The sequence below is a fragment of the Bordetella hinzii LMG 13501 genome (assembly GCF_001548475.1).
Lineage (GTDB): Bacteria > Pseudomonadota > Gammaproteobacteria > Burkholderiales > Burkholderiaceae_B > Bordetella > Bordetella hinzii.
Window position 1 is genome coordinate 32,657 of record NZ_LRUJ01000035.1, and the last position, 21,383, is coordinate 54,039.

Below are 21,383 nucleotides of genomic sequence, written 5' to 3' on the forward strand. Positions count from 1 at the left end.
CGCCGTAGAAATCAATATGCGGGCTGCCGGCCGCCGGCGCGGGACTGCGCCATGCGCAAGGCCAGCTGCGACAGCACGCAGGCCGCGGCGATCACCAGCACGGCCGACCGCAGGGGCGAGCCGCCCAGGCCGGCCAGGCTGGTGCAGATCGCGCCGATGGCCATCTGGGTGCAGCCATACAGGCCGGAGGCCGAGCCTATCACCTGCGGGTTGACGCTCATGGCAAGCGTCAGCGCCGCCGGCGAACAGGCTCCCGCGCCCACGCAGAAGATAAACATCAACACCATGGTGAGCGTGGTGTCCATCACGCCGGCCAGCACGCAGCCCAGCAGCGCGAGCACGCTGACGGCGCTCAACAGATTGCCGCCCGTCAGCAGGCGGTCGATGGGGATGACATTGAGCAGTCGCCCGCACACCGCATTGCCCAGCCACACGCCGGAGACCAGGATGGCCAGGTAGACGCCCACCTCGTGCTCGGGACGGTGCAACTGCTCGATGAAAATAAAGGGCGCGCTCGCCACGAAGGCATACATGGACGTCGTGGCACAGCCGCCGCCCAGGGTATAGCCCACGAAACGCCGCGAACGGAACAGCGCGCCGTAGTCGCGCAGCAGCCGGGCCGGCGTCAGCGGCGCGGCCTGGGCCAGCGTCTCGGGCAGCTTGCGCCAGGCCAGCAGCAGGTTGCCCACGCCCAGCAGGCAAAGCACCGCCAGGATGGAGCGCCACCCCAGCGTGGCCGCCAGAAAGCTGCCGGCCAGCGGCGCGAGCGCTGGCGAGATCATCACCATCATGTTCATCAGCGCCAGGCGCTTGGCGGCCGAATTGTCGGCCGCGGTGTCGCGCACGATGGCGCGCGCCAGCACCAGGCCCGCGCAGCCGCCCAGCGCCTGGAAGAGCCGCGCGGCGATCAGGGCATGGGCGCCGGGCGCCAGGGCCGCGGCCAGGCCGGCCAGCGTGTAGACGACCAGGCCGCCCATGAGCACCGGGCGGCGGCCGAAGCGATCCGACAAGGGGCCGTAGATCAGCTGGCCGCCGGCCAACCCCAGGATGTAGAGGCTGACCGTCATCTGCATGGAAGCATTGCTGGCCCCCAGGTCCTTGCCGGCCATGGCCAGCGCCGGCACGAAGATGTGCATGGCCAGCGTGCCGCTGAACGTGAAGACCGCCAGCATCCATAGCTGCACGCGGGGTACGGGGGTGTTCATGCGCCCTCTCCTTCGGCGTCCAGCCGCTCGCAAATGTGTTCGAGCAAGGCGCACGCCCCGGCGATCGCTTCGGGCGGCAGATCGGCCAGCGCGGCCTCGCGCACCTGGCGCGCCACGGCCTCGACCTGTTCGACCACGGCCTGGCCGGCCGGTGTCAGGGTCAGCGCCTTGGCGCGCCGGTCATCGGGATCTTCGCGGCGGGCCAGCAGGCCGCCGGCCTCCAGCGCGTCAAGCACCCGCACGATGGAAGAGCCGTCCAGGCCCAGCGAGGCGGCCAGTTCTTTCTGGCGCATCGGGCGGCCGGCGCGCGACACGCGCAGCAGCGGCAGCCAGGTGGCGTCGGTCAGGCCAAAGGGAAGCAGACGGCGGTCGGCGGCGCGGCGCCAGCTGCGCGCGGCCTGGGACAGCAGCGAGCCGAAGCGCGCCGCGGCGGTGGAGGAATCAGGCATGATAGGAAAAATTAGATGGCATACAAACTAATTGTATCCCATCAATTTAACCCTATGCTTTCGCCGCGCGGCACCGCCGCGCCTAGTGCATGCGCCGCCGGTATAGCGTGCTGCGGTGCACCCCCAGCGCCCGCGCCGCGCGGCTGACATTGCCGCCATGGGCGGCCAGCGCGGCCTGGATGGCGCTCTCGGTGACCGCCTGAAGATCGGCCGCGGCGGCGGGAGCCTGGTCGCGGATGTCGGCCGGCAGCATGTCGCGCTCGACCACGCCGTCCGGGCCGGCCAGGACCTTGAGCGTGCGCAGCACGGCGCTCAGCTGGCGGTAATTGCCGGGCCAGGCATAGGCGGCCAGCTCGGCCTCGATGGCCGGCGGCAGCGCCGGGCCCGGCTGGGACGCCCACATCTGGCGCAGCAGCGCCGGCAGATCCGCGCGCTCGCGCAGCGGCGGCAGCGACACGGTGTATTCGGCGATGCGGTAGTACAGGTCGGCGCGCACGGGGGCATCGCCCTGGCCCCGGGCCAGCGGCCGGTGCGTGGCGCACACCAGCGCGAAATCCACCTCCACCGGCTTGCCGCCGCCCAAGGGCGAGACTTCGCGCGTTTGCAGCACGCGCAACAGGCGGGCCTGCAAGGCCAGCGGCATGTCGCCGATCTCGTCCAGGAACAACAGGCCGCCATGCGCCTGGCGCAACAGGCCCTTGCTGCCCTGGCGGCGCGCGCCGGTGAACGCGCCCTCTTCATAGCCGAAGAGTTCGGATTCGATCAGGCTCTCGGGCAGGGCGGCGCAATTGATGGCCACGAACGGGCCCCGGGCGCGGCGGCTGCGCGCATGCAGTTCGCGGGCGAACACCTCCTTGCCCGCGCCGGTCTCGCCCTGCACCAGCAGCGACACGCCGGCATCGCAAAGATGGACCGCGCGCGCCAGCGCGGCCAGCGTGGCCGCCTCGAAATACACGCCCGGCCGGCCGGTGGGCAGGCCCGCGGCCGGCGCCACGGCCGCCCGGCGCGGCTCGCGCAGGCGCAATGCGCGTCCCTCGCGGGTGCGCGCCAGGCCCTGGGCGGGATCGCCGTCGAACAGATCGGCATAACGCAGGGCGCCGATGGCCTGGCCATCCAGGCCCAGCAAGGCCCGCGCATGGCGGTTGGCGCCGGCCAGGCGCTCGCCGTCGAAGGCCAGCAAGGCCCGGTCTTCGAGACGGAGCACGTCGTGGCGGCCATGGGCGGCCTCGAAGATCGCGCGCTCCATGTCGTCGACGGCCGCCGTCACCTGCGCCAGCAGCTCGGGGCGGGCCAGGGCCGTCTGGCAGGAAAAGTCCAGCACGCCCAGGGTCCGGCCCTCGCTATCGGACACCGGCACGGCCATGCAGGTGAGGATGCGGTTGGATTCGAGGTAGTGTTCGGCGCCTCGCACCACCAGGGCGCGGCCCTCGGCCAGCGCGGTGCCGATGGCATTCGTGCCGGCGGCGGCCTCGCCCCAGCTGGCCCCCGGCATCAGGGCCACGCGCCGGGCGCGCTCGGCAAAGCCGCTGTCGCCCTCGCAATCGAGCACCAGGCCCTGGGCGTCGGTCAGGATGATGATGCCGCCGGCGGCGCGCAGCCGGGCCAGGGCGGGTTCGGCCGCCCGCCGCAAGGCCTCGTTGCGCTGCCGCGCGGCGCGCAGCTCGGCGGCGGTCAGGGGGTCGTCCTGGCGCGCGCCGCGCATGTCTATGCCCAGTTCGGCGCAGCGGCGCCAGGAACGCAGGATGGGCTCGGCCACCAGCCCGCTGGGCAAGACGCCCTGCTCGGTGAAAAGGGCGCGCGCCTGGCTCAGCGCCCGTTGTCGATGGACCATGGATTGTCTCCGTCTCTCGGCGTTCTGCGACACCTGTTGCGCGGCGCTGTCGCAAAACGCGACAGGCCGGCCCGCCGGCACGCCGCGCGGCGGGTCCGCGCCGCCCTACTGTCGCACGCGCCAACCGGCCCTGTCTACTGGCACGGACTTTGCTTGGAGAAGGACAGGGCCTCCCCGCCCCGACAACAAACCACGACCCGGAGACAAGCATGGACATCGCGACCCGCATCACGCCCGAGAGCTACGGCACGCGGCTGGACCTCAAGAAGACGTACGGCAATTTCATCGACGGCCGCTGGCAGGCCCCGGCCGATGGCGAGACCTTCGACAATCTCACGCCGGTCACCGGCCAGCTGCTGTCGTGCCACGCCCGCTCCAAGGAGCGCGACATCGAGATGGCGCTGGACGCCGCGCACCGCGCCGCGCCCAAATGGGGCGCCACGGCGCCGGCCGAACGCGCGCGGCTGCTCTTGCGCATCGCCGATGTGATGGAAGCCAACCTGGAGCTGCTGGCCACCGCCGAGACCTGGGACAACGGCAAGCCGATCCGCGAAGCGCGCGCGGCCGACATCCCGCTGGCCATCGACCATTTCCGCTACTTCGCCTCGGTCATCCGCGGCCAGGAGGGCGGCCTGTCGGAAATCGACGCCGACACCGTGGCCTATCACTTCCGCGAACCGCTGGGCGTCGTGGGGCAGATCATCCCCTGGAACTTCCCCATCCTGATGGCGGCCTGGAAACTGGCGCCGGCGCTGGCGGCCGGCAATTGCGTGGTCCTGAAGCCCGCCGAACAGACCCCGCTGGGCATCCTGATGTGGGCCGAGTTGATCGGCGACATCCTGCCGCCGGGCGTGCTCAACATCGTGACCGGCTTCGGCCTGGAGGCCGGCAAGCCCCTGGCCTCCAGCAAGCGCATCGCCAAGATCGCCTTCACCGGCGAGACCACCACGGGGCGCCTCATCATGCAGTACGCCTCGCAGAACATCATCCCGGTCACGCTGGAGCTGGGCGGCAAATCGCCCAATATCTTCTTTGACAACGTCGCCGCGGCCGATGACGATTTCTTCGACAAGGCCATCGAGGGCTTCGTGATGTTCGCGCTCAACCAGGGCGAGGTCTGCACTTGCCCCAGCCGCGCGCTGATCCAGGAGTCCATCTACGATAAGTTCATGGAGCGCGCCCTCGCGCGCGTGGCCGCCATCAAGCAGGGCAATCCCCTGGACCCCGACACCATGCTGGGCGCGCAAGCCTCGGCCGAGCAACTGGAAAAAATCCTCTCCTACCTGGACATCGGCAGGCAGGAAGGCGCCCAGGTGCTGGCCGGCGGCGAGCGCGCGCAATTGGCCGGCGGCCTGGCCGAGGGCTATTACGTGCAGCCCACGGTGTTCAAGGGCAATAACCGCATGCGCGTCTTCCAGGAGGAGATCTTCGGCCCCGTGGTGGCGGTGACGACCTTCAAGGACGCCGACGACGCCCTGGCGCTGGCCAATGACACCCTCTACGGCCTGGGCGCCGGCGTATGGTCGCGCGACATCAACACCTGCTATCGCATGGGACGCGGCATCAAGGCCGGCCGGGTGTGGACCAACTGCTATCACGCCTACCCGGCGCACGCGGCCTTTGGCGGCTACAAGCAGTCCGGCATCGGGCGCGAAACGCACAAGATGATGCTGGACCACTACCAGCAGACCAAGAACCTGCTGGTGAGCTATTCGCCCAAGGCGCTGGGCTTTTTCTGAAACCCCTCGGGGAGGCCCGCGGGCTTCCCCGCCCCCGACCCGGAGACAGCGCATGATGCCGCGCACGCCGCGCGTGGTCGCCACCGATGCCGGGCGCGACCTCATCGCAACCCTGAAGGCCAAGCATGGGCCGCTGATGTTCCATCAATCGGGCGGCTGCTGCGACGGCAGCTCGCCCATGTGCTATCCAGCCGGCGGTTTCATGGTCGGCGCCACGGATGTGCTGCTGGGCGAACTGGAGGGCTGCCCCTTTTATATGGGCGAAGACCAGTTCGCCTATTGGGAACACACGCAACTCATCATCGATGCCGTGCCCGGGCGCGGCGGCGCCTTTTCGCTGGACAGCGCCGAGGGCCGGCGCTTCCTGTTGCGCTCGCGCTTGTACACCGATGCGGAGTGGGCGCGCGTGGCCCCGGTGACGCGGGGCGCCTGAGCCGCGGCCAGCCTCACTGCGGAAACAGCAGCCGGGTGTGGACCGGATCCACTGCGCCGCTGCGCTTGCCGTCGGGATCGAAATAGCGATCCTCGCGGCACACACGCTCCCGCGTGTCGCAGAACACGCCATTGGCATAGGTGAAGGCGCTGCGGTCGAAGTCGCCTTGCGCGGCCAGGCTCGCGGCGGCCTCGGCGCCCAGGTATTTGCGCGTCAACTCGCCGGAGACGCCCTGCTGGTCCGCGCAGAAATATCGGTCGCACAGCACGCCGGCCTGCGGCGTGCGCAAGGCCGGCGCCGCCTGCGCCGCCGTGGCGGCCAGCGCCAGGACCAGAAACGGGATCTTCATGGGCATCTCCTTGTGCGGTGAATGGCCTGCCACCCCGGGGGGCGGACAGCAAAATATACCCTTCCGCCCGCCCAGACCCCTCACGCGGCGGCGGCCAAGCGCCCGGCGCTCAGATGCCCTGTCCGCCGGAGACTTCGATGCGCTGCGCATTCACCCAGCGGTTATCCTCGGACAGCAGGTTGGCGATCATCGGGCCGATGTCGTCGGCCATCCCGACGCGGCCCAGGGCGGTCATGTCGGCGAAGTAGCGATTGAACGCCGGCGTGTCCCGCACCGCCCCGCCGAAGAAGTCCGTCGCGATCGCGCCGGGCGCCACGGCGTTGACCGAGATCCCGCGCCGGCCCAGTTCCTTGGCCATGTAGACGGTCAGCACTTCGACCGCCCCCTTGACCGCCGCGTAGGCGGACCATCCTTCGGCCGATACGCGGGTCAGCCCGGAGGACAGGTTCACGATGCGCCCGCCATCGGCGATCAGCGGCAGCAAGGCCTGCGTGAGGAAGAACACGCCCTTGAAGTGCACGTCGACCAGCTTGTCGAACGCCTGCTCGCTCATCTCGGCGATCGCGGCGACCTCGCCGTGTCCGGCGTTGTTGACGAGATGGTCCAGGCTGTCCCGCTGCCAGGTGGCGCGCAGGACCGCCCTCAGCTGGGCGGCGAAAGCCGGGAAACCCGATGCCTTGCCCACATCCAGCTCCAGGGCAACCGCCTTGCGTCCCAGGGCCTGGATCTCGGCCACGACGGCGCCGGCTTCCGCCTGGCGGCTCTGATACGTCATGATGACGTCGCCGCCCTTGCGGGCGATGGCCAGCGCGGTGGCGCGGCCCAGACCCCGGCTGGCGCCGGTGACGAGGGAAATGGTGCTCATGGTTTGCTCCGTGACAGGGGGTGAAAACAGGGCTTCATTGTGTGGCCGCGGGCGCCGGCCCCTTTTGCCTGAATCTCGGAACTCCTGGCCTTTTCCTCCAAAGCTGTTCGCGCCCGCCGCGGGGATGGACTACGATGTCCACGCAAGAAGGCAAGGTACCCCTGGCATGAATGACTCCCTACTCGACGCGGCGCGGCGCTATGCCCAGGCGCATGCCGCCCCCAACGGCGTGGCCCGCACGCCCATTGCCGGGCTGACGGTCATCCGCGCGACGCGGCCCAGCGGGATCGACTACGCCATTTCGCGGCCGCTTGCCTGCCTGGTGCTGCAGGGCCGCAAAAGCGTGGCCATGGGCGCGCAGTCGGTCGAGTTCGGCGCGGGCGATTCGCTTCTGATCACCTCCGACGTTCCCACGGTCAGCCAAGTCACGCGCGCCAGCGCCGCCGAACCCTATCTTTCGCTGGTGCTGGACCTTGACCGGGGGACGATCGCCGAGCTTGCCGCGGAGATGAAGCTGGGGCCGCCGGCCCCCGGGGCGCACCTGCGCGCCGAACCCTCGGACGCCGAGGTGGCCGACGCGGCGCTGCGGCTCCTGCACCTGCTGGAACGTCCGGCCGCCTTGCCCGTGCTGCAGGCGCAACGGCTGCGCGAGATGCACTATTGGCTATTGGTCGGCAGGCACGGCCCGGTGATCCGCCGCCTCGGCTGGCCGGGCAGCCAGGCCCAGCGCGTGGCGCGCGCCATCGCCTTGCTGCGCGCGGAGTTCGCGCAGCCGCTGCCGATGCGGCGCCTGGCCGAGGCCGCGGGCATGAGCGCCTCGTCGTTCTACCAGCACTTCCGCGAGGCGACCTCCCTGTCCCCGCTGCAGTTCCAGAAACAACTGCGCCTGATCGAGGCCCGCCGCCTGATGACGGCCGACGGCCTGGCGGCCAGCGCCGCGGCTTTCGCCGTGGGGTACGAGAGCGTCCAGCAATTCACCCGCGAGTACCGCCGCATGTTCGGCTTGCCGCCGGCCAAGGACACCGAGGCCGGCCGCGCCGCCCTTGCCGCGGCCTGAGCCGCCGCGGCCGTCCGGGCGGGCGACGCCGCCCGGACGGTGTTCAGTCCAAGGGATGGAAACAGGCGGCCGGCCACTGCCCGTCCGGCGCGGCCAAGGACGGCACGGCGGTCTTGCAATCGGCCTGGACGCGGGCGCAGCGCGGATGGAAGGCGCAGCCCGGCGGCAGATGGGTCGGCGCCGGGATTTCGCCTTCTATCTTCATGAGCCGGATGCGCGCCTTCGGATCCGGCACGGGCGAGGAGTCGCGCAGCACGCGGCTGTAGGGATGCCTGGGGCGGTCCAGCACCTGGGCGGTGGGGCCGGTTTCGATGATGCGGCCCAGATACATCACGCAGACCGTGTCGCAGAAGTGGCGGATCACACCCAAGTCATGCGAGACAAAGACGAAGGACAGCCCGCGATCGCGTTTCAGGCGCTCCAGCAGCTGCAGGATCTGCGCCTGCACCGAGACGTCGAGCGCCGAGACCGGCTCATCGGCCACGATGAGCTCGGGATCCAGCACCAGGGCGCGGGCGATGCCGATGCGCTGGCGCTGGCCGCCGGAGAACTCGTGCGGATAGCGGTCCAGCGCGGAGGCCGGCAACCCCACCTCGACGATGGCCGCTTCGACCTTGCGCGCGATCTCGGCCGCGCTGCCCATGCGGTGCACGCGCAGCGGCTCGCTCAGCGCCTGGCGCACGGTGCGGCGCGGATTGAGCGAGGCATAAGGATCCTGGAACACGATCTGCACCCGGCGGCGCAGCGCCCGCATGGCCTGGGCGCTGGCGCGGCGGATATCCTGGCCGTCGAAGACGATGCTGCCCGCATCCGGCTCGATCAGGCGCAGCAGCGTGCGGGCCACGGTGGATTTGCCGCAGCCGGATTCGCCCACCAGCCCCAGGGACTGGCCGCGCCGCACGCTGAAGGACACATCGTTGACCGCGCGCACGATCTGCTTTTGTCCGCCCAGCCAGCCGCCGCCGCTCTCGAAGCGCTTGACCAGGTTCCTGACCTGGAGAATATCGTCCATCTTGTGTTCCTTGCCGCTGAGTTTCGGGCGTGTCATGTCCGGACGGCCTCCGCCCTCACCACGCAGCGCACTTCGTGCGCGGGCGCCACGGTCTCCAGCCGCGGCCGCTGCGTCTCGCAGCGCGGCTGGCGCAGCGGGCAGCGCGGCGCGAAGGCGCAGCCCGGCGGCATGGCGGTGATGGCCGGCACCGAGCCCGGGATGGAGGCCAGGGACTGGCTGTCCGCGTCCACCCGCGGCATGGCCTTGAGCAAGGCCTCGGTATAGGGATGCAGGGGCCGTTCGAAGAGCGTCTGGACGCCGGCCGTCTCGACCACTTCGCCGGCATACATGACGGCCACGCGGTCGGCGATCTGCGCCACCACGCCCAGGTTGTGGGTGATGAAGACCACGGCCATGCCATGCGCCGATTTCAGCTCCGACAACAGCGTCAGGATCTGCGCCTGGATGGTGACGTCCAGCGCCGTGGTCGGTTCGTCGGCCAGCAGCACGCGCGGTTTGCAGGCCAGGGCCATGGCGATCATCACGCGCTGGCGCATGCCGCCCGAGAATTGGTGCGGATAGTCGTCGAAGCGCTTCCCGGCAGCCGGGATCTTGACTTCCTGCAAGGCCTGCAAGGCCAGCTTGCGGGCCTCGGCCCAGGACAGTCCGCGATGCTGGCGGATGGCCTCGGCGATCTGGTCGCCCACCGTCATGGTGGGATTCAGCGAGGTCATGGGCTCCTGGAAGATCATGGCGATGGCATCGCCCCGCAGCCGCATCATCTGTTTTTCCGGCAGCGCGGCGAGATCGCGGCCTTCGAGCAGGATCTGGCCGCCGCCGTGGCGCGCGCCCGTCCCGGGCAAGAGGCGCAGCACCGACAGCGCGGTGACGCTTTTTCCGCTGCCGGACTCGCCCACCACGGCCAGGGTTTCGTTGGGCGCGACCGCCAGCGACACATCGCGCACGGCGGCATGCCAGGCGCCGCCGATGCGGAACTCGGTGCGCAGTCCGCGCAGCTCCAGTACGGGATGGGTCATGATCGCTCCGTACGCAGTTTGGGGTCGATGGCGTCGCGCAGGGCATCGCCCAGCAGGTTGAGCGCCAGCACCGTCAAGAGGATGGCCAGGCTGGGGAAGACGGTCAGCCACCAGGCGTCGAGGATGTTCTCGAAACCCTCGCGGATCATGCTGCCCCAGGTGGCTGCAGGCGGCGGCACGCCCAGGCCGATGAAGCTGAGCGAGGCTTCGCTGCGGATGGCCGAGGCCATCCACAGCGAGCCCAGCACCACCACGTCGGAGACCATATTGGGCAGGATGTGCACGCCCATCAGGCGCAGCGGCCCGAAGCCCAGCGCCCGCCCGGCCTCGACGAAATCGCGCTGTTTGAGCGCGATGGTCGGCGCGCGGGCCACCCGTACGAAAGGCGCGATCTCGGTGATGGCGATGGCGATGATGAGGTTCTCCAGGCTGGCGCCCAGCATGGCCGCGACCATCAGCCCCAGCAGCAGGGTCGGGAAGGACAGCAGCACATCGACCAGGCCCATGATGATCTGGTCCACCAGGCCGCCGGCATAGCCGGCCAGGATGCCCAGGGCCGATCCGATGCACATGGCGATCATGATGGCCACGAAGCCCACCAGCAGCGACACGCGGGCGCCGTAGATCAAGCGCGAGAGCACATCCCGGCCGTAGCTGTCGGTGCCCAGCCAGAATTCGGCCGAGGGCGGCTCCAGGCGGTAGGCGATGTTCTGCTGCAGCGGATCATGCGGCGCCAGCCAGGGGGCCAGCACGGCCGCCAGCACGATGCAAAGCAGCAACCCGATACCCACCCAGGACAGGCGGTTGCGGGACAGGGCCTGCAGCAGGGCATTGGGCCGCGCGGAGGAAGCAAGGGCGCTCATTTGTATTTCACCCGGGGATCGACCAGCCCGTACACCAGGTCGGTCAGCAGATTGACAAGGATGACGCAAGCGGCAAACACCACCATCAGCCCTTGCAGCAGGGTGTAGTCGCGCGTGTTCAGCGCGCCCAGGATGAGCTTGCCCAGCCCGGGACGGTTGAAGACGATCTCGGTGAGCACCGAATTGCCGATCAGCGTGCCGAAGTACAGCCCCACCACGGTGACGATGGGGATGAGCGCATTGCGCAGGCCATGACGCATGATGAGGCGCAGTGGCCGCAGCCCCTTGGCGCGCGCCGTGCGGACATAGTCCTCGCCCATCACGCCCAGCATGGACGAGCGGGTCACGCGCATCACATAGGCCATCATGATGAGGCCCAGGTTGAAGGCCGGCAGCGCCAGATTGCGCAGCTGCGTGCCCCAGTCGGTGGCGGCGGAGCTGCCGATGACCGGAAACCAGCGCAGCTGGATGGCGAAGACCAGCAACATCAGGATGGCCGACACAAAGGCCGGGAAGGACAGGCCGGTGAGCGACAGCAGGCGGCCCAGGTAGTCGGGCCAGGCATTGCGGCGCAGCGCGGCCCAGATGCCCAGGGGCAGGCCGAAGACCACGCCGATCAGGATGGCGGCGGCCGTCAGCTGCAGCGTCCAGGGCAGCACCTGCCCCACTTCCTGCAGAACGGTGCGGCCGCTGGCCATGGACACGCCAAAGTTGCCGGTCAGCATATCGCCCAGGAAGCGCAGGTATTGCTCGTGCGTGGGCAGGTCCAGCCCCAGGCGCAGCCGCAGCGCGGCCAGGGCCTCGGCGCTGGCCTGGTCGCCCAGCATCACCGCGGCCGGGTCGCCCGGCACCAGGCGCACCAGGATGAAGACCGCCGTCAGCATGGCCAGCAGCGTCGGTATCGCCAGCAGCAGCCGCTTGATGGCATAGCGGATCATGGTTGCCCTCCCATCAGGCGCGCGGCCTGCAACGCGCCGATGGGGCGCGCGGTCGCGCCGCGCAGCACCAGGTCGGCCATCACCGCGCCCACCACCGGCACCAGCTCAAAGCCATGGCCGGAAAAGCCGAAGGCATGGAACAGGCCCGGCGCGCGGGGCGAGGGCCCGATCACGGGCAGCAGGTCTTCGGTCTTGGCTTCCAGGCCCGCCCATACGCGCACGATGCGGATGTCGCGCACCATGGGGAAAAGATCCGTGGCCGCGCGCGCGCCCTTGGCCAGCACGCGCATGCGCGCCGTCGACGTCTCGCGATCCAGGTCGGGCGTGCCCTGCAGCCCGCCGCCGATGACCAGCGTGCCCTGGTCGGATTGCTTGAAGGACAGCGAACGCCCGACGATGGCGACCACCGGCTTGATGAAGGGCCGCAGCCGTTCGCTCACCATCATCATGGACGATTTGGTGGCCAGCGGAATCTCATCGCCGGCCATGGCGGCGATGCGCGCCGACCAGGCGCCGGCGGCATTGACCACGGCCGGGACGACCCAGTCGCCACGCTCGGTGACGACACGCCAATCGGCCCCCTGCCGCCGCAGTCCGGTCACGGCGCAATGCTCGACCAGCGTCACGCCGGCCGCCTCGGCGCTGGCGCGAAAGGCGCGCAGGGCGCGGTGCGGATCGGCCGCGCCATCGCGCCGGGCGATCGAAGCGCCCACGCAATGCGGGCTCAGGGCCGGCAGCAGCCGGCGCAATTCGGCCGCATCGATGATGTCTTCATGCGCATAGCCGGCCGCCCTCAGGCTGTCGACCCGGCCGGCCAGCTTGGCCAGCCCCTGCTCGGTTTCGGCCACGCAGATCTGGCCATGGGCATGAAAGCCGCAATCATCGCCCACCAGGGAGGCCATGTCGTGCCACATGTCCAGCGCCTCCATCGACAGGTCCAGCTCGCGGCGGTCGCGGTTGAGCGTGCGCACGCCCGCGGCCGTGGCGCCGGACGCATGCCGGCCGGTCCAGTGGCGCTCGATCACCACGACCCGCTTGCCCTGGCGCGCGATATGCAGGGCGGCCGACAGGCCGTGCAGACCGCCGCCGATGACGGCGACATCGAAAACCGGCGCGCTCACGGCCGCGGCTCCCTGGCCGCCGGCGCCTCGCCCGGCGATTCGGGCGCGCCGGCCAGGACCACGCCGTCGTCGCCGACATCCAGCGAGGCCAGCTCGCCCAGCGTCAAGGGTTTGAGCGGCGGCCGGATGCGGTAGAAACCCACTTCGGAAACCGGCCGTCTTTCTTCGGCGGCCACGATATGGGCGACGGTGTAGCCGCACTGACGGCCCTGGCAGGGCCCCATGCCGGCGCGGGTATAGGATTTGACCTGGTTGGGCCCGGGCTGGCCGATACGCGCGGCGCGGCGGATATCGCCGGCCGTGAGCTCTTCGCAGCGGCACACGATGGTCTCGTCCGGCGGGTTGAAAATCCCGGCGCGGGGGGGGTACATCTCATCGAGCATGGGCCGGATGCGCAACAAGCCCCGCAGTTTCTCCCGCAAGGGGGCGGCGGCCTGCCCGGCCGCCTGCGCCGTCATGCACCCGGCCCGCAGGGCCATGCCCAGCGCGGCCAGTTCGCCGCGCGCGCAGGCCGCCAGCGCCCCGCCGATACCGGCCGCATCCCCGGCCACATACACGCCTTCGCGGCTGGTCTGGCCCCAGTCGTCCAGATCGGGCGCCAGGCAGGACTGGCGCGCATCCCAATGGTGGGCGCACTCCAGCGCGCGCGTCATATGGATGGAGGGCACCACGCCCTCGTGCGACAGCAGCACCGAGGCCGGTTCGCGCCGCAGGCTGCCGTCGGCCAGGGTGTATTCGATCTCGCGCAAGGCGCCCTCGCCCAGCGCGCGCAGCCCCGTCACGCCGCGCACGCGCCTGACTCCGGCGGCCTTGAGTTCGCGCAGCCAGCCCAGGCCCTTGCGGATATCGCCCCACGAGGCCAGGGCGGCGCCGGCCCAGGGCAAGGCCCGGCGCCAGGCGCCCGGCGCCGAGGTGTCCAGCCAGCCGGCGATCTGGCCGCCGGCGCGCAGCAGCTGCGCCATGTACAAGAGGGGCAAGGGGCCGCTGCCGGCCACCCAGACCGGCGCGGCGGGCACTTGGTTGGAAGTCTTGAGCAGGATCTGCGCCGCGCCCACGGTCAGCACGCCGGGCAAGGTCCAGCCGGGGAAAGGCGCGGGACGCTCCTGCGCGCCGATGGCCAGCAGGACCTGGTCCGCGCGCACGGCCTGGGCGCGCCCGCCGCGTGTCATATAGACATGCCAGCCGGTCTCGATCTGCCAGACCTGGGTTTGCGGCTCATAGACGGCGCCGCACTGGCGGAAACGCTCGGCCAGGGCCGCGCCGGCGCGGTATTCATCGCCCAGCAGGCGCCCGGTGCGCGTGCCCGCCACGGTTTCCACCGCGCGCCAGATCTGGCCGCCCGGCGCGGGCTGCTCGTCGACCACCAGCACCCGCATGTGCTGCTCGCGCAGGCGGATGGCCGCGCTCATGCCGGCCGGGCCGGCGCCGATCACCACGACATCGAATTCGCGCTTCATGCTTGCACGCTCCGCTTGCCGTGCTGGCGCTCGACGCGCATGCCATCGCGCACCGGCACCATACAGGCCTGGGTGGAGGCCACGCCATCGATGATGGCCAGGCATTCGAAACACACGCCCATCATGCAATAGGGCGCGCGCGGGCTCTCATTGACCGGCGTGCTGCGGCTGGCCGGCGTGTCCTGGCGCAACAGCACCGCCGCCACGCTTTCGCCGGGCTCGGCCCGCACGGGCTGGCCGTCGATGGTGAGCGTCAATGACGCGGCACCGGATTCATGCAACTTTCTGAACATTGAAGCGCTCATGATGAAAGACATCCAGGAAGGAAGGAGGGGCGCCCGAAGCCAGGGCGCGGGCATAGCGGCCCGCGTGCAAGGCGGCCAGCGTGACACCCGAATGGCATAGCGCCACAAAGGCGCCGGGAAACGGCTGCGATTGCGCGTAGACCGGACAGCCGTCGGGGGTCATGACGCGCAGGCATGACCAGTGACGCACCAGCCGGGCCTGGGCCAGGGCGGGCAGGATGCGCAGGGCATTGCGGCTCATGTGCACGGCCGCCTCCGTGGTGGTGGAGAGGTCGTAGCCGGCCTCTTCCTGGGTCAGGCCCACCATCACGGTGCCCTCGCCGGTCTGGCGGATGCCGCTGGCCGGCACGGGCAGAAGCGGCGCGAGCCGCTCGGTCACGAGAATCTGGCCGCGCTGCGGGCGCAGGGGCACCGCCAGCCCCACCTGGGCGCCCAGGGCGGCCGAGCCCAGGCCGGCGGCGATGACCAGCCGCGCGCCGCGCGCGCGCCGCCCGCCGGCCTCGATCTCGAAACCGCCGCCGTCCAAGGGCCGGATGGCGCGCACTGGCGCATTGCCCCACAGCGTGCCGCCGCGCCGCAGGAATACCGCCTGCAAGGCCGCCAGCAGGCGCAAGGGGTTGGCGTGTCCGTCCAGCTCGCCCACGCTGGCGCCGCTGACCTCCGGCCCGAGGTCCAGGCCCGGAAAGCGCCGCAGCAACTCGTCACGCGCCAGGACGCTGACGCAATCGCCGACCTCGGGCGCCTGCCGGCGCCAGGCCTGCATGCGCGCCGCGCGCGCCTGCAGGTCCGCCTCGCCGAGGCAGAAATGCAGGCCGCCGCGGCGCTCGTATTGCAGATCAATGCCGCTTTCGGCCTGCAGCTCGCGCGCGAAATCCGGCCAGTCCAGCACCGAGCGGTGCGACAGGCGCTGATAGTCCGGATTGCCGTGGCCCTTGCCCTGCAGCCACACCAGCCCGAAATTGGCCTTGGCGGCGCGATAGTCGGTGTCGCCGCCATCGACCAGCAGCACGCGCTGGCCCAGCCCCGCCAGGCCGTAGGCGATGGCCGCGCCGACCATGCCGGCGCCGGCCACGATGACATCGGCCTCGGCGCTTGCGCCACCCGCTGCCGGCATATAACCTTTTTTACTACCCTCTGTGTTCATGTCCGGATTTGCTCATGTCATGAAAAACATCCTCAACCTGCGCCAGATCGAAGCCTTCAAGGCAGTGATCGAGCACGGCACGGTCAGCCAGGCGGCCACGGCGCTGGGCGTGTCCCAGCCGGCCGTCAGCAAACTGCTCACCCATCTGGAGGCCGACAGCGGCCTGGCGCTGTTTGAGCGGGTGCGCGGCAAACTCGCGCCCACCGCGCAGGGCATGCGCCTCTACCGCGAGGTCGACCGGGTCTTCAACGGCCTGCGCCAGCTGGAGCAAGCCGTCGAATCCATCCGCCGCGCCGAGCAGCGCACGCTCAACGTGGGCGTGCTGCCGGCCCTGGCCGGCGCCTTCATCCGCCGCGTGAGCATGCAGTTTCTCAGGCGCCATCCCGATGTGCGCATCTCCATCCAGAGCCGCGGCTCGCTCTTTCTGGCCGACTGGCTGGCCACGCGCCACATCGACGTGGCCCTGGTGGGCAGCCGCGTGGACAACCCCTATATCGAGCGCGAGCCGCTGTTCCGCCAGCCCCTGGTCTGCGCCCTGCCTCCCAATCATGTCCTCACGCGCAAGCGCGTGATCCGTCCGCGCGACCTGGCCGGCCTGCCCTTTATTTCCTTCGGGCCGGAGAGCCAGACCCACCAGCTGGTGCAGCAGGCCTTCGACGCCGCGGGCCTGCCCGTCAACGTGGCGCTGGACACCAACACCGCGCCCACGGCCTGCGAATTCGTCGCCGCCGGCCTGGGCGTCTCGCTTATCCATCCGCTGTTTGCCGAGGGCATGCAAAGCCGCCTGGTGCTGCGGCGTTTCGATCCGGAGCTGCATTTCCATTTCCAACTGTGCCGGGCGCAGGCGTCGCGCAATGCGGCGCTGGTCGAAGACTTCGTGCAGGAGGTGCGCGACGTGGCCGCGCAGGTCTCTCGCGAAGTCCTCAAGGGGCAGTGACCGTCGTCTGCTCGGTGATGGGCGGCTGCAGATTGAGCGCGCCGTCCAGCTTGTAGCCGTAGTTCACGCGCTCGCTGTGCACCCAGACCTGTTTGAGCCCGAACAGCGGCACGGCGCAGACATCGGCCCGGATCCTGGCCTGGGCGTCCTTCCAGAGCGCCAGCTGCTTCTGGGCATCGGGTTCGATGCGAGCCTGGCGGATGGCTTCGTCAGCCACCGAGCAATGCGAGAAATTCGACATCGCGCCGGGCGCGCCGATGGCGGCCGCCGAATCATAGAACTCGGTCAGATAGGTATCGGCATTGGGAAAGCGCGCCGCGCCGTAGAACACCAGGGCGCTCAAGTCCTGGCGGCTCTTGGCCTGGTAGGTGGCGTGATCGACCACCTCCATGTCCAGCTTGATGCCGGCCTTGGCCAGCTGCGCCTGCACGATTTCCATGATGGGCTGCTGGGCCGAGATATTGGAGACCACCGACTTGATCTGGATGCCGTCCGGAAAGCCCGCCTCGGCCAGCAGCTGCTTGGCGCGCCCGGCGTCATAGGCATAGGCGCCCGCGCCGCAGTCCTGGCCCAGGTAGCCATTGGGCACGACCGAGCAGCCCTTGTCGGCCACGTCCTTGCCCGCGTAGCGCACGATCTCGTCCACATTGATGGCGGCGGCGATGGCCTCGCGCACCTTGAGATTGTCCAGCGGCTTGATGTTGCGGTTGATGTGCAGCGTGCGGAACTCGGCCGGTTCGAAGATATCGACCTGCATGCCGCGCTTGGCCGAGCGCTCGACCCAGCGCTGCTCGCGCTTGCCCTGCATCACGTCGATTTCATTCGAGGTGAAGGCCAGCTCGCGCGCGCTGTCGGAGGGGATCATGCGGTACATGATGCCGGCGAGCTTGGGCTTGCCGCGGAAATAGCTGTCGTTGGCCACCAGCTTGACGTACTGCTGCGTGACGTGCTGACCGAAGGCGAAGGGGCCTGTGCCCACCGGGCTGCCGCCGAACTTGTCGCCCAGCTTCTCGGCCGCCTTCTTGCTCACGATATTGCCGCCGTGATAGTTGGACACCCGGCCCAGGAAGGCGGCGTCGGGATACTTGAGCGTGAAGCGCACGGTGTGGTCGTCCACGGCCTCGACCTTGTCGATCAGGCCGAAGGTCGCCGCGAAGCTGGAGCGGTTGGGGTCGGCGGCGCGCTGGATGGAGTACACCACGTCCTCGGCCTTGAGCTCGCCGTAGCCGCCATGGAATTGCACGCCGCGGCGCAGGTGGAAGGTCCAGGTCTTGCTGTCGGGCGAGGCTTCCCAGCGTTCGGCCAGGTCGGGCTCCAGGGCCTTGGGATCGGCGCTGCCGGGCGGAAAGCGCACCAGCGCATTGAACATCTCGGCCGCCACGCCCTTGTCGGCCGTGGACGTGGCCCGATGCGGGTCCAGCGTGGCGTTGTCGGCCGCGCCCGAGCTCAGGCGCAGCATGGGCCGCTCTTCGGCCCAGGCCGAAGACCCCAGGCCACAGGCCGTCAGCGCCAAGGCCAGGCCGCAACGCATCAAGACTTTCCGCTTCATGGATTTCCCCCTTGAATATCGCCACGCCCCGGCGTGGCCGTTGTCCGGTCAGGCGCAGACTAAAAGCCCATGATCCATGGCGTCAAAGTCCTTTACCTGCACACCCTATTCCAAAGGGTTATACCCGGCCCGGAAACCCGCCGGCGCCTCCTGGAAGAGGGGCCGCCGCCTAGTGGTAACTACCTAGAGAGCGATCCCGCGCGAACCGAGGGTAAATACCCATGCCTGCGCCTGCCCGCGGCGCCGGCTACCATGGCGGCTGCCTTCATCCACGGAGCCCCCGGGTCCATGCTCGCCGCTGCCGCCGGCAAAACCGAAACCCATTTTTTTGCCGGCCCGGCCGGCGCCATGGAAGTGCTGGCCGACGCGCCGGCCCAGGCGCCGCGCGGCATCGCCCTGGTCACCCATCCCCAGCCGCTGCTGGGCGGCAGCCCGCGCCACAAGATCCCGCACCGCCTGGCCCACGGCTTGCGCGACGACGGCTGGCTGGCCCTGCGGCCGGCCTTCCGGGGCGTGGCCGGCAGCGCCGGCCACTATGACCATGGCGACGGCGAAAGCGAAGACATCCTGGCCCTGGCGCGCGCCCTGCGCGCCCAGGCCCCCGCCCTGCCGCTGGCCTTGGTGGGCTTCTCCTTCGGCGCCTACGTCCAGGCTCGCGTGGCGCGCGCCCTGCTGGACGCCGGCACACCGGCCGACCGCGTGGTCCTGGCCGGCCTGCCCGTGGGCGAAGTGCCGGCCGAGCGCGTCTACGACACGCCACCGCTGCCCGAAGAAGTCGTGCTCATCCATGGCGAGAACGATGCCCAGGCGCCGCTGGCCCCGCTGCTGGAGTGGGCGCGGCCCAACGGCCATCCGGTCACCGTGGTGCCCGGCGCGGACCACTTTTTTTCCCGCTCGCTGCCCCTACTGCTCAAGCTGGTGCGCCAGCACCTGGCCGCCTGAAAGGCGAAGCGGAAACTGGCGGGCGCGGTAGGGGTAATCGGGGGGGCGGCCGGAAAACACGGCAGAATCCCCTTGTCCTCCTCCCAACGGAACGCGCACTCATGACGACGGAATACTTCCCGCCCAAGGTCTGGACCTGGAACAAGAACAGCGCCAGCACCGCTTCCAATGCCTCCAGCCTGAACCGTCCCATCGCGGGCGCCACACACGAGAAAACCTTGCCCGTGGGCCGCCATCCGCTGCAGCTCTACTCCCTGGGCACGCCCAATGGCCAGAAAGTCACCATCCTGCTCGAAGAGCTGCTGGCCCGTGGCCACGCGCAGGCCGAGTATGACGCCTGGCTGATCCGCATCGGCGAGGGCGACCAGTTCGGCAGCGGCTTTGTCGACATCAACCCCAACTCCAAGATTCCGGCCCTGGTGGACCGCTCGGGCGACACGCCGATACGGGTGTTCGAATCCGGCGCCATCCTGCTCTACCTGGCCGAGAAATTCGGCGACTTCCTGCCCGCCGACCCCGCGGCGCGTGCCGAATGCCTGTCCTGGCTGTTCTGGCAGATGGGCAGCGCGCCCTATGTGGGCGGCGGCTTCGGCCACTTCTATGCCTACGCGCCCGTGAAGATCGAATACGCCATCGACCGCTTCACCATGGAAACCAAGCGCCAGCTCGATGTGCTGGACCGGCGCCTGGCCGAACATGAATATCTCGCCGGCGACCAGTACACCATCGCCGACATCGCCGTCTTCCCCTGGTATGGCGGCCTCATCAAGGGCTGGCTCTATGACGCGGCCGAATTTCTCGCCGTGCACGAGTACCGCCACGTCCAGCGCTGGGCCGACACCCTGCTCGCCCGCCCCGCCGTCGACCGCGGCCGCATCGTCAACCGCCTGCGCGGCCCGCTGTCCGAGCAGTTGCACGAACGCCACGACGCCAGCGACTTCGATACCAAGACGGCGGATAAAACCTGAGCGCCGCAGGCCGCGCCTCATGCCGGCGGACCCGTCGGGATGCGCTGTCCCGGCCGGCCCGGCGGCCAAAAAAAGACAGGGGCCCCCGAGGGGGCCCCTGTCGCATTGCCGGACGGCGGTCAGCCCGCCACGATGAAGCGGTCGGCGTCATCCATGAAGGCCTTCTCGGACTTGGGCGCTTCGTTCGAGCCAAAGGGCATCTGGGCGCGCAGCTTCCAGGAAGCCGGCACCTTCCACTCGCGCGCCACGGCGGCGTCGATCAGCGGATTGTAGTGCTGCAGGCTGGCGCCCACGCCGGCATTGGCCAGGGCCGACCACACCGACAGCTGGGCCATGCCGCTGGCCTGTTCCGACCACACCGGGAAGTTGTCGGCATAGAGGGCGAATTTCTCTTGCAGGCCGCGCACGACGTCCTGGTCTTCGAAGAACAGCACCGTGCCCACGCCGGCGGCAAAGCTCTTGAGCTTGGCCTCGGTCTTGTCAAAGCCCTCGGCGGGGGCGACCTTGCGGACTTCGTCGATGGCCAGGGCCCACAGCTTCTCGCTTTCGGCGCCAAACAGCACCAGGGCGCGCGAGGTCTGCGAATTGAAGGAGGACGGGCTGTGCTTGACGGCGTCCTGGATCAGGGCGACCAGGGCGTCCTTGGACAGGGAGACGTTGCGGCCCAGGGCGTACTGGGTGCGGCGCTGCTTGAGGGCCTCGATATAAGCGTTGCTCATGAGCTTTGTTGCCTTTCGACGAGTAGATAGGGAGAGGATGCCTAGGGATTCTACCTAGTCGCCCTATCGCCGATCCAGCCTTTATTGACCTCAATTCCTACCCTGGGGTGAGACAGTTTGTTCTATCGCGAGCAACAATCGTGGTGGTGGTAGGAACTTTTTTGTGGTTTCTGTTGCTCATCTCTTACCTTTCTTTCGAAAAGCTGCCAAACCGCCCATGCCCCACCCCTCTGTTGCCCGCCCCCGTCTTCGTCCCCTGACGCTGGCCATCGCCCTGGCGCTGGCCTCACCGGCCGCCTGGCCGGCCTCTTATGGCCTGATCGGAAGCGGTGGAGACGGCGGCACCGGGGGATTCACGGGCGCCGGCGGCGGCGGTGGCATAGGCGGAGGCGGCGGCGCGGGCGGCCCCACCTTGAACGCCGGCTACGCGGTCGGCGGCGCGGGCGGCGGGCTGCGCGCCGGCGCCGATGGCGTGGCCCCGACA

Annotated in this window: 22 protein-coding genes; 7 read left to right on the top strand and 15 right to left on the bottom strand. The window is 69.7% G+C overall.

Going from position 1 to position 21,383, the window contains the following annotated elements; genetic code table 11:
* Positions 1-11 precede the first annotated feature (11 nt).
* From AXA74_RS18965 to AXA74_RS18975, 3 genes are all read right to left on the bottom strand, one after another.
* Complete coding sequence (locus AXA74_RS18965) at positions 12-1,205, bottom strand: multidrug effflux MFS transporter (protein ID WP_029581360.1); 1,194 nt, start codon at positions 1,203-1,205, stop codon at positions 12-14.
* Positions 1,202-1,654, bottom strand: a complete 453-nt coding sequence (locus tag AXA74_RS18970; protein ID WP_029581361.1) for a MarR family winged helix-turn-helix transcriptional regulator — start codon at positions 1,652-1,654, stop codon at positions 1,202-1,204. Before AXA74_RS18970 ends, AXA74_RS18965 begins: the two co-directional genes overlap by 4 nt.
* Positions 1,655-1,736: 82 nt before the next feature.
* The gene (locus AXA74_RS18975) at positions 1,737-3,485 is read right to left on the bottom strand and encodes a sigma-54-dependent Fis family transcriptional regulator (protein ID WP_032962962.1); all 1,749 of its coding nucleotides are present in this window, start codon (positions 3,483-3,485) and stop codon (positions 1,737-1,739) included.
* A 209-nt stretch (positions 3,486-3,694) separates the two neighbouring features.
* Between AXA74_RS18975 and adh the strand changes: the two genes are divergently transcribed.
* The gene (gene adh, locus AXA74_RS18980; RefSeq protein ID WP_048940293.1) at positions 3,695-5,224 is read left to right on the top strand and encodes an aldehyde dehydrogenase; all 1,530 of its coding nucleotides are present in this window, start codon (positions 3,695-3,697) and stop codon (positions 5,222-5,224) included.
* A 52-nt stretch (positions 5,225-5,276) separates the two neighbouring features.
* A complete protein-coding gene (locus AXA74_RS18985) occupies positions 5,277-5,657 on the top strand; it encodes a DUF779 domain-containing protein (RefSeq protein ID WP_032955745.1) in 381 nt (126 codons plus the stop codon).
* A gap of 13 nt (positions 5,658-5,670) precedes the next feature.
* On the opposite strand, the gene AXA74_RS18990 is transcribed toward AXA74_RS18985, so the two are convergent.
* Positions 5,671-6,006, bottom strand: a complete 336-nt coding sequence (locus AXA74_RS18990) for a YcgJ family protein (protein WP_376740349.1) — start codon at positions 6,004-6,006, stop codon at positions 5,671-5,673.
* Between the two features lie 109 nt (positions 6,007-6,115).
* Positions 6,116-6,871 carry an SDR family NAD(P)-dependent oxidoreductase gene (locus AXA74_RS18995; RefSeq protein ID WP_032955747.1) on the bottom strand — a complete coding sequence of 252 codons (756 nt, stop codon included), beginning with the start codon at positions 6,869-6,871 and terminating at the stop codon, positions 6,116-6,118.
* 166 nt (positions 6,872-7,037) lie between these two features.
* Here AXA74_RS18995 and AXA74_RS19000 point away from each other — a divergent pair, with 166 nt between their 5' ends.
* A complete protein-coding gene (locus AXA74_RS19000; protein ID WP_029581366.1) occupies positions 7,038-7,928 on the top strand; it encodes an AraC family transcriptional regulator in 891 nt (296 codons plus the stop codon).
* 43 nt (positions 7,929-7,971) lie between these two features.
* On the opposite strand, the gene AXA74_RS19005 is transcribed toward AXA74_RS19000, so the two are convergent.
* Genes AXA74_RS19005 through AXA74_RS19040 form a run of 8 tightly spaced genes read right to left on the bottom strand, consistent with a single transcriptional unit; the run spans position 7,972 to position 15,712 of the window.
* Positions 7,972-8,976 carry an ABC transporter ATP-binding protein gene (locus AXA74_RS19005; RefSeq protein WP_048940294.1) on the bottom strand — a complete coding sequence of 335 codons (1,005 nt, stop codon included), beginning with the start codon at positions 8,974-8,976 and terminating at the stop codon, positions 7,972-7,974.
* Positions 8,973-9,956, bottom strand: coding sequence for an ABC transporter ATP-binding protein (locus AXA74_RS19010; RefSeq protein ID WP_029581368.1), 984 nt, complete (start codon positions 9,954-9,956; stop codon positions 8,973-8,975). The genes AXA74_RS19005 and AXA74_RS19010 overlap by 4 nt, the downstream gene beginning before the upstream one ends.
* Complete coding sequence (locus AXA74_RS19015) at positions 9,953-10,819, bottom strand: ABC transporter permease (protein ID WP_029581369.1); 867 nt, start codon at positions 10,817-10,819, stop codon at positions 9,953-9,955. Before AXA74_RS19015 ends, AXA74_RS19010 begins: the two co-directional genes overlap by 4 nt.
* Positions 10,816-11,757 carry an ABC transporter permease gene (locus AXA74_RS19020; protein ID WP_029581370.1) on the bottom strand — a complete coding sequence of 314 codons (942 nt, stop codon included), beginning with the start codon at positions 11,755-11,757 and terminating at the stop codon, positions 10,816-10,818. The genes AXA74_RS19015 and AXA74_RS19020 overlap by 4 nt, the downstream gene beginning before the upstream one ends.
* Positions 11,754-12,878: an NAD(P)/FAD-dependent oxidoreductase gene (locus AXA74_RS19025; protein WP_032979440.1), complete on the bottom strand. Its 1,125-nt coding sequence runs from the start codon at positions 12,876-12,878 to the stop codon at positions 11,754-11,756. Before AXA74_RS19025 ends, AXA74_RS19020 begins: the two co-directional genes overlap by 4 nt.
* The gene (locus AXA74_RS19030) at positions 12,875-14,335 is read right to left on the bottom strand and encodes an NAD(P)/FAD-dependent oxidoreductase (protein WP_080700974.1); all 1,461 of its coding nucleotides are present in this window, start codon (positions 14,333-14,335) and stop codon (positions 12,875-12,877) included. Before AXA74_RS19030 ends, AXA74_RS19025 begins: the two co-directional genes overlap by 4 nt.
* Positions 14,332-14,628, bottom strand: coding sequence for a (2Fe-2S)-binding protein (locus AXA74_RS19035; protein ID WP_029581373.1), 297 nt, complete (start codon positions 14,626-14,628; stop codon positions 14,332-14,334). Before AXA74_RS19035 ends, AXA74_RS19030 begins: the two co-directional genes overlap by 4 nt.
* A complete protein-coding gene (locus tag AXA74_RS19040) occupies positions 14,609-15,712 on the bottom strand; it encodes an NAD(P)/FAD-dependent oxidoreductase (protein WP_032955770.1) in 1,104 nt (367 codons plus the stop codon). Before AXA74_RS19040 ends, AXA74_RS19035 begins: the two co-directional genes overlap by 20 nt.
* A gap of 91 nt (positions 15,713-15,803) precedes the next feature.
* Here AXA74_RS19040 and AXA74_RS19045 point away from each other — a divergent pair, with 91 nt between their 5' ends.
* Entirely contained in the window at positions 15,804-16,721 is a 918-nt protein-coding gene (locus tag AXA74_RS19045; protein ID WP_029581375.1) for a LysR family transcriptional regulator, read from the top strand.
* Here AXA74_RS19045 and AXA74_RS19050 read toward each other — a convergent pair.
* Entirely contained in the window at positions 16,708-18,270 is a 1,563-nt protein-coding gene (locus AXA74_RS19050) for an ABC transporter substrate-binding protein (protein ID WP_029581376.1), read from the bottom strand. The genes AXA74_RS19045 and AXA74_RS19050 overlap by 14 nt on opposite strands.
* A 288-nt stretch (positions 18,271-18,558) precedes the next feature.
* On the opposite strand from AXA74_RS19050, the gene AXA74_RS19055 reads away from it, so the two are divergent.
* Both AXA74_RS19055 and yghU read left to right on the top strand, forming a co-directional pair.
* Positions 18,559-19,212, top strand: coding sequence for an alpha/beta hydrolase (locus AXA74_RS19055; RefSeq protein WP_032979439.1), 654 nt, complete (start codon positions 18,559-18,561; stop codon positions 19,210-19,212).
* 101 nt (positions 19,213-19,313) lie between these two features.
* Entirely contained in the window at positions 19,314-20,180 is an 867-nt protein-coding gene (gene yghU, locus AXA74_RS19060) for a glutathione-dependent disulfide-bond oxidoreductase (protein ID WP_029581378.1), read from the top strand.
* Between the two features lie 119 nt (positions 20,181-20,299).
* On the opposite strand, the gene AXA74_RS19065 is transcribed toward yghU, so the two are convergent.
* Complete coding sequence (locus tag AXA74_RS19065) at positions 20,300-20,899, bottom strand: nitroreductase family protein (RefSeq protein ID WP_029581379.1); 600 nt, start codon at positions 20,897-20,899, stop codon at positions 20,300-20,302.
* 217 nt (positions 20,900-21,116) lie between these two features.
* On the opposite strand from AXA74_RS19065, the gene AXA74_RS24285 reads away from it, so the two are divergent.
* Positions 21,117-21,383, top strand: a 267-nt coding sequence (locus AXA74_RS24285; RefSeq protein ID WP_211269878.1) for a hypothetical protein, incomplete at its 3' end; no start/stop codon positions are given.

Excerpts from the sequence above, each read along its gene's own strand:
- AXA74_RS18965 (WP_029581360.1), bottom strand. The coding sequence starts at position 1,205 with ATGAACACCCCCGTACCCCGCGTGCAGCTATGGATGCTGGCGGTCTTC.
- AXA74_RS18970 (WP_029581361.1), bottom strand. The coding sequence starts at position 1,654 with ATGCCTGATTCCTCCACCGCCGCGGCGCGCTTCGGCTCGCTGCTGTCC.
- AXA74_RS18975 (WP_032962962.1), bottom strand. The coding sequence starts at position 3,485 with ATGGTCCATCGACAACGGGCGCTGAGCCAGGCGCGCGCCCTTTTCACC.
- adh (WP_048940293.1), top strand. The coding sequence starts at position 3,695 with ATGGACATCGCGACCCGCATCACGCCCGAGAGCTACGGCACGCGGCTG.
- AXA74_RS18985 (WP_032955745.1), top strand. The coding sequence starts at position 5,277 with ATGATGCCGCGCACGCCGCGCGTGGTCGCCACCGATGCCGGGCGCGAC.
- AXA74_RS18990 (WP_376740349.1), bottom strand. The coding sequence starts at position 6,006 with ATGAAGATCCCGTTTCTGGTCCTGGCGCTGGCCGCCACGGCGGCGCAG.
- AXA74_RS18995 (WP_032955747.1), bottom strand. The coding sequence starts at position 6,871 with ATGAGCACCATTTCCCTCGTCACCGGCGCCAGCCGGGGTCTGGGCCGC.
- AXA74_RS19000 (WP_029581366.1), top strand. The coding sequence starts at position 7,038 with ATGAATGACTCCCTACTCGACGCGGCGCGGCGCTATGCCCAGGCGCAT.
- AXA74_RS19005 (WP_048940294.1), bottom strand. The coding sequence starts at position 8,976 with ATGACACGCCCGAAACTCAGCGGCAAGGAACACAAGATGGACGATATT.
- AXA74_RS19010 (WP_029581368.1), bottom strand. The coding sequence starts at position 9,956 with ATGACCCATCCCGTACTGGAGCTGCGCGGACTGCGCACCGAGTTCCGC.
- AXA74_RS19015 (WP_029581369.1), bottom strand. The coding sequence starts at position 10,819 with ATGAGCGCCCTTGCTTCCTCCGCGCGGCCCAATGCCCTGCTGCAGGCC.
- AXA74_RS19020 (WP_029581370.1), bottom strand. The coding sequence starts at position 11,757 with ATGATCCGCTATGCCATCAAGCGGCTGCTGCTGGCGATACCGACGCTG.
- AXA74_RS19030 (WP_080700974.1), bottom strand. The coding sequence starts at position 14,335 with ATGAAGCGCGAATTCGATGTCGTGGTGATCGGCGCCGGCCCGGCCGGC.
- AXA74_RS19035 (WP_029581373.1), bottom strand. The coding sequence starts at position 14,628 with ATGTTCAGAAAGTTGCATGAATCCGGTGCCGCGTCATTGACGCTCACC.
- AXA74_RS19045 (WP_029581375.1), top strand. The coding sequence starts at position 15,804 with ATGAAAAACATCCTCAACCTGCGCCAGATCGAAGCCTTCAAGGCAGTG.
- AXA74_RS19050 (WP_029581376.1), bottom strand. The coding sequence starts at position 18,270 with ATGAAGCGGAAAGTCTTGATGCGTTGCGGCCTGGCCTTGGCGCTGACG.
- AXA74_RS19055 (WP_032979439.1), top strand. The coding sequence starts at position 18,559 with ATGCTCGCCGCTGCCGCCGGCAAAACCGAAACCCATTTTTTTGCCGGC.
- yghU (WP_029581378.1), top strand. The coding sequence starts at position 19,314 with ATGACGACGGAATACTTCCCGCCCAAGGTCTGGACCTGGAACAAGAAC.
- AXA74_RS19065 (WP_029581379.1), bottom strand. The coding sequence starts at position 20,899 with ATGAGCAACGCTTATATCGAGGCCCTCAAGCAGCGCCGCACCCAGTAC.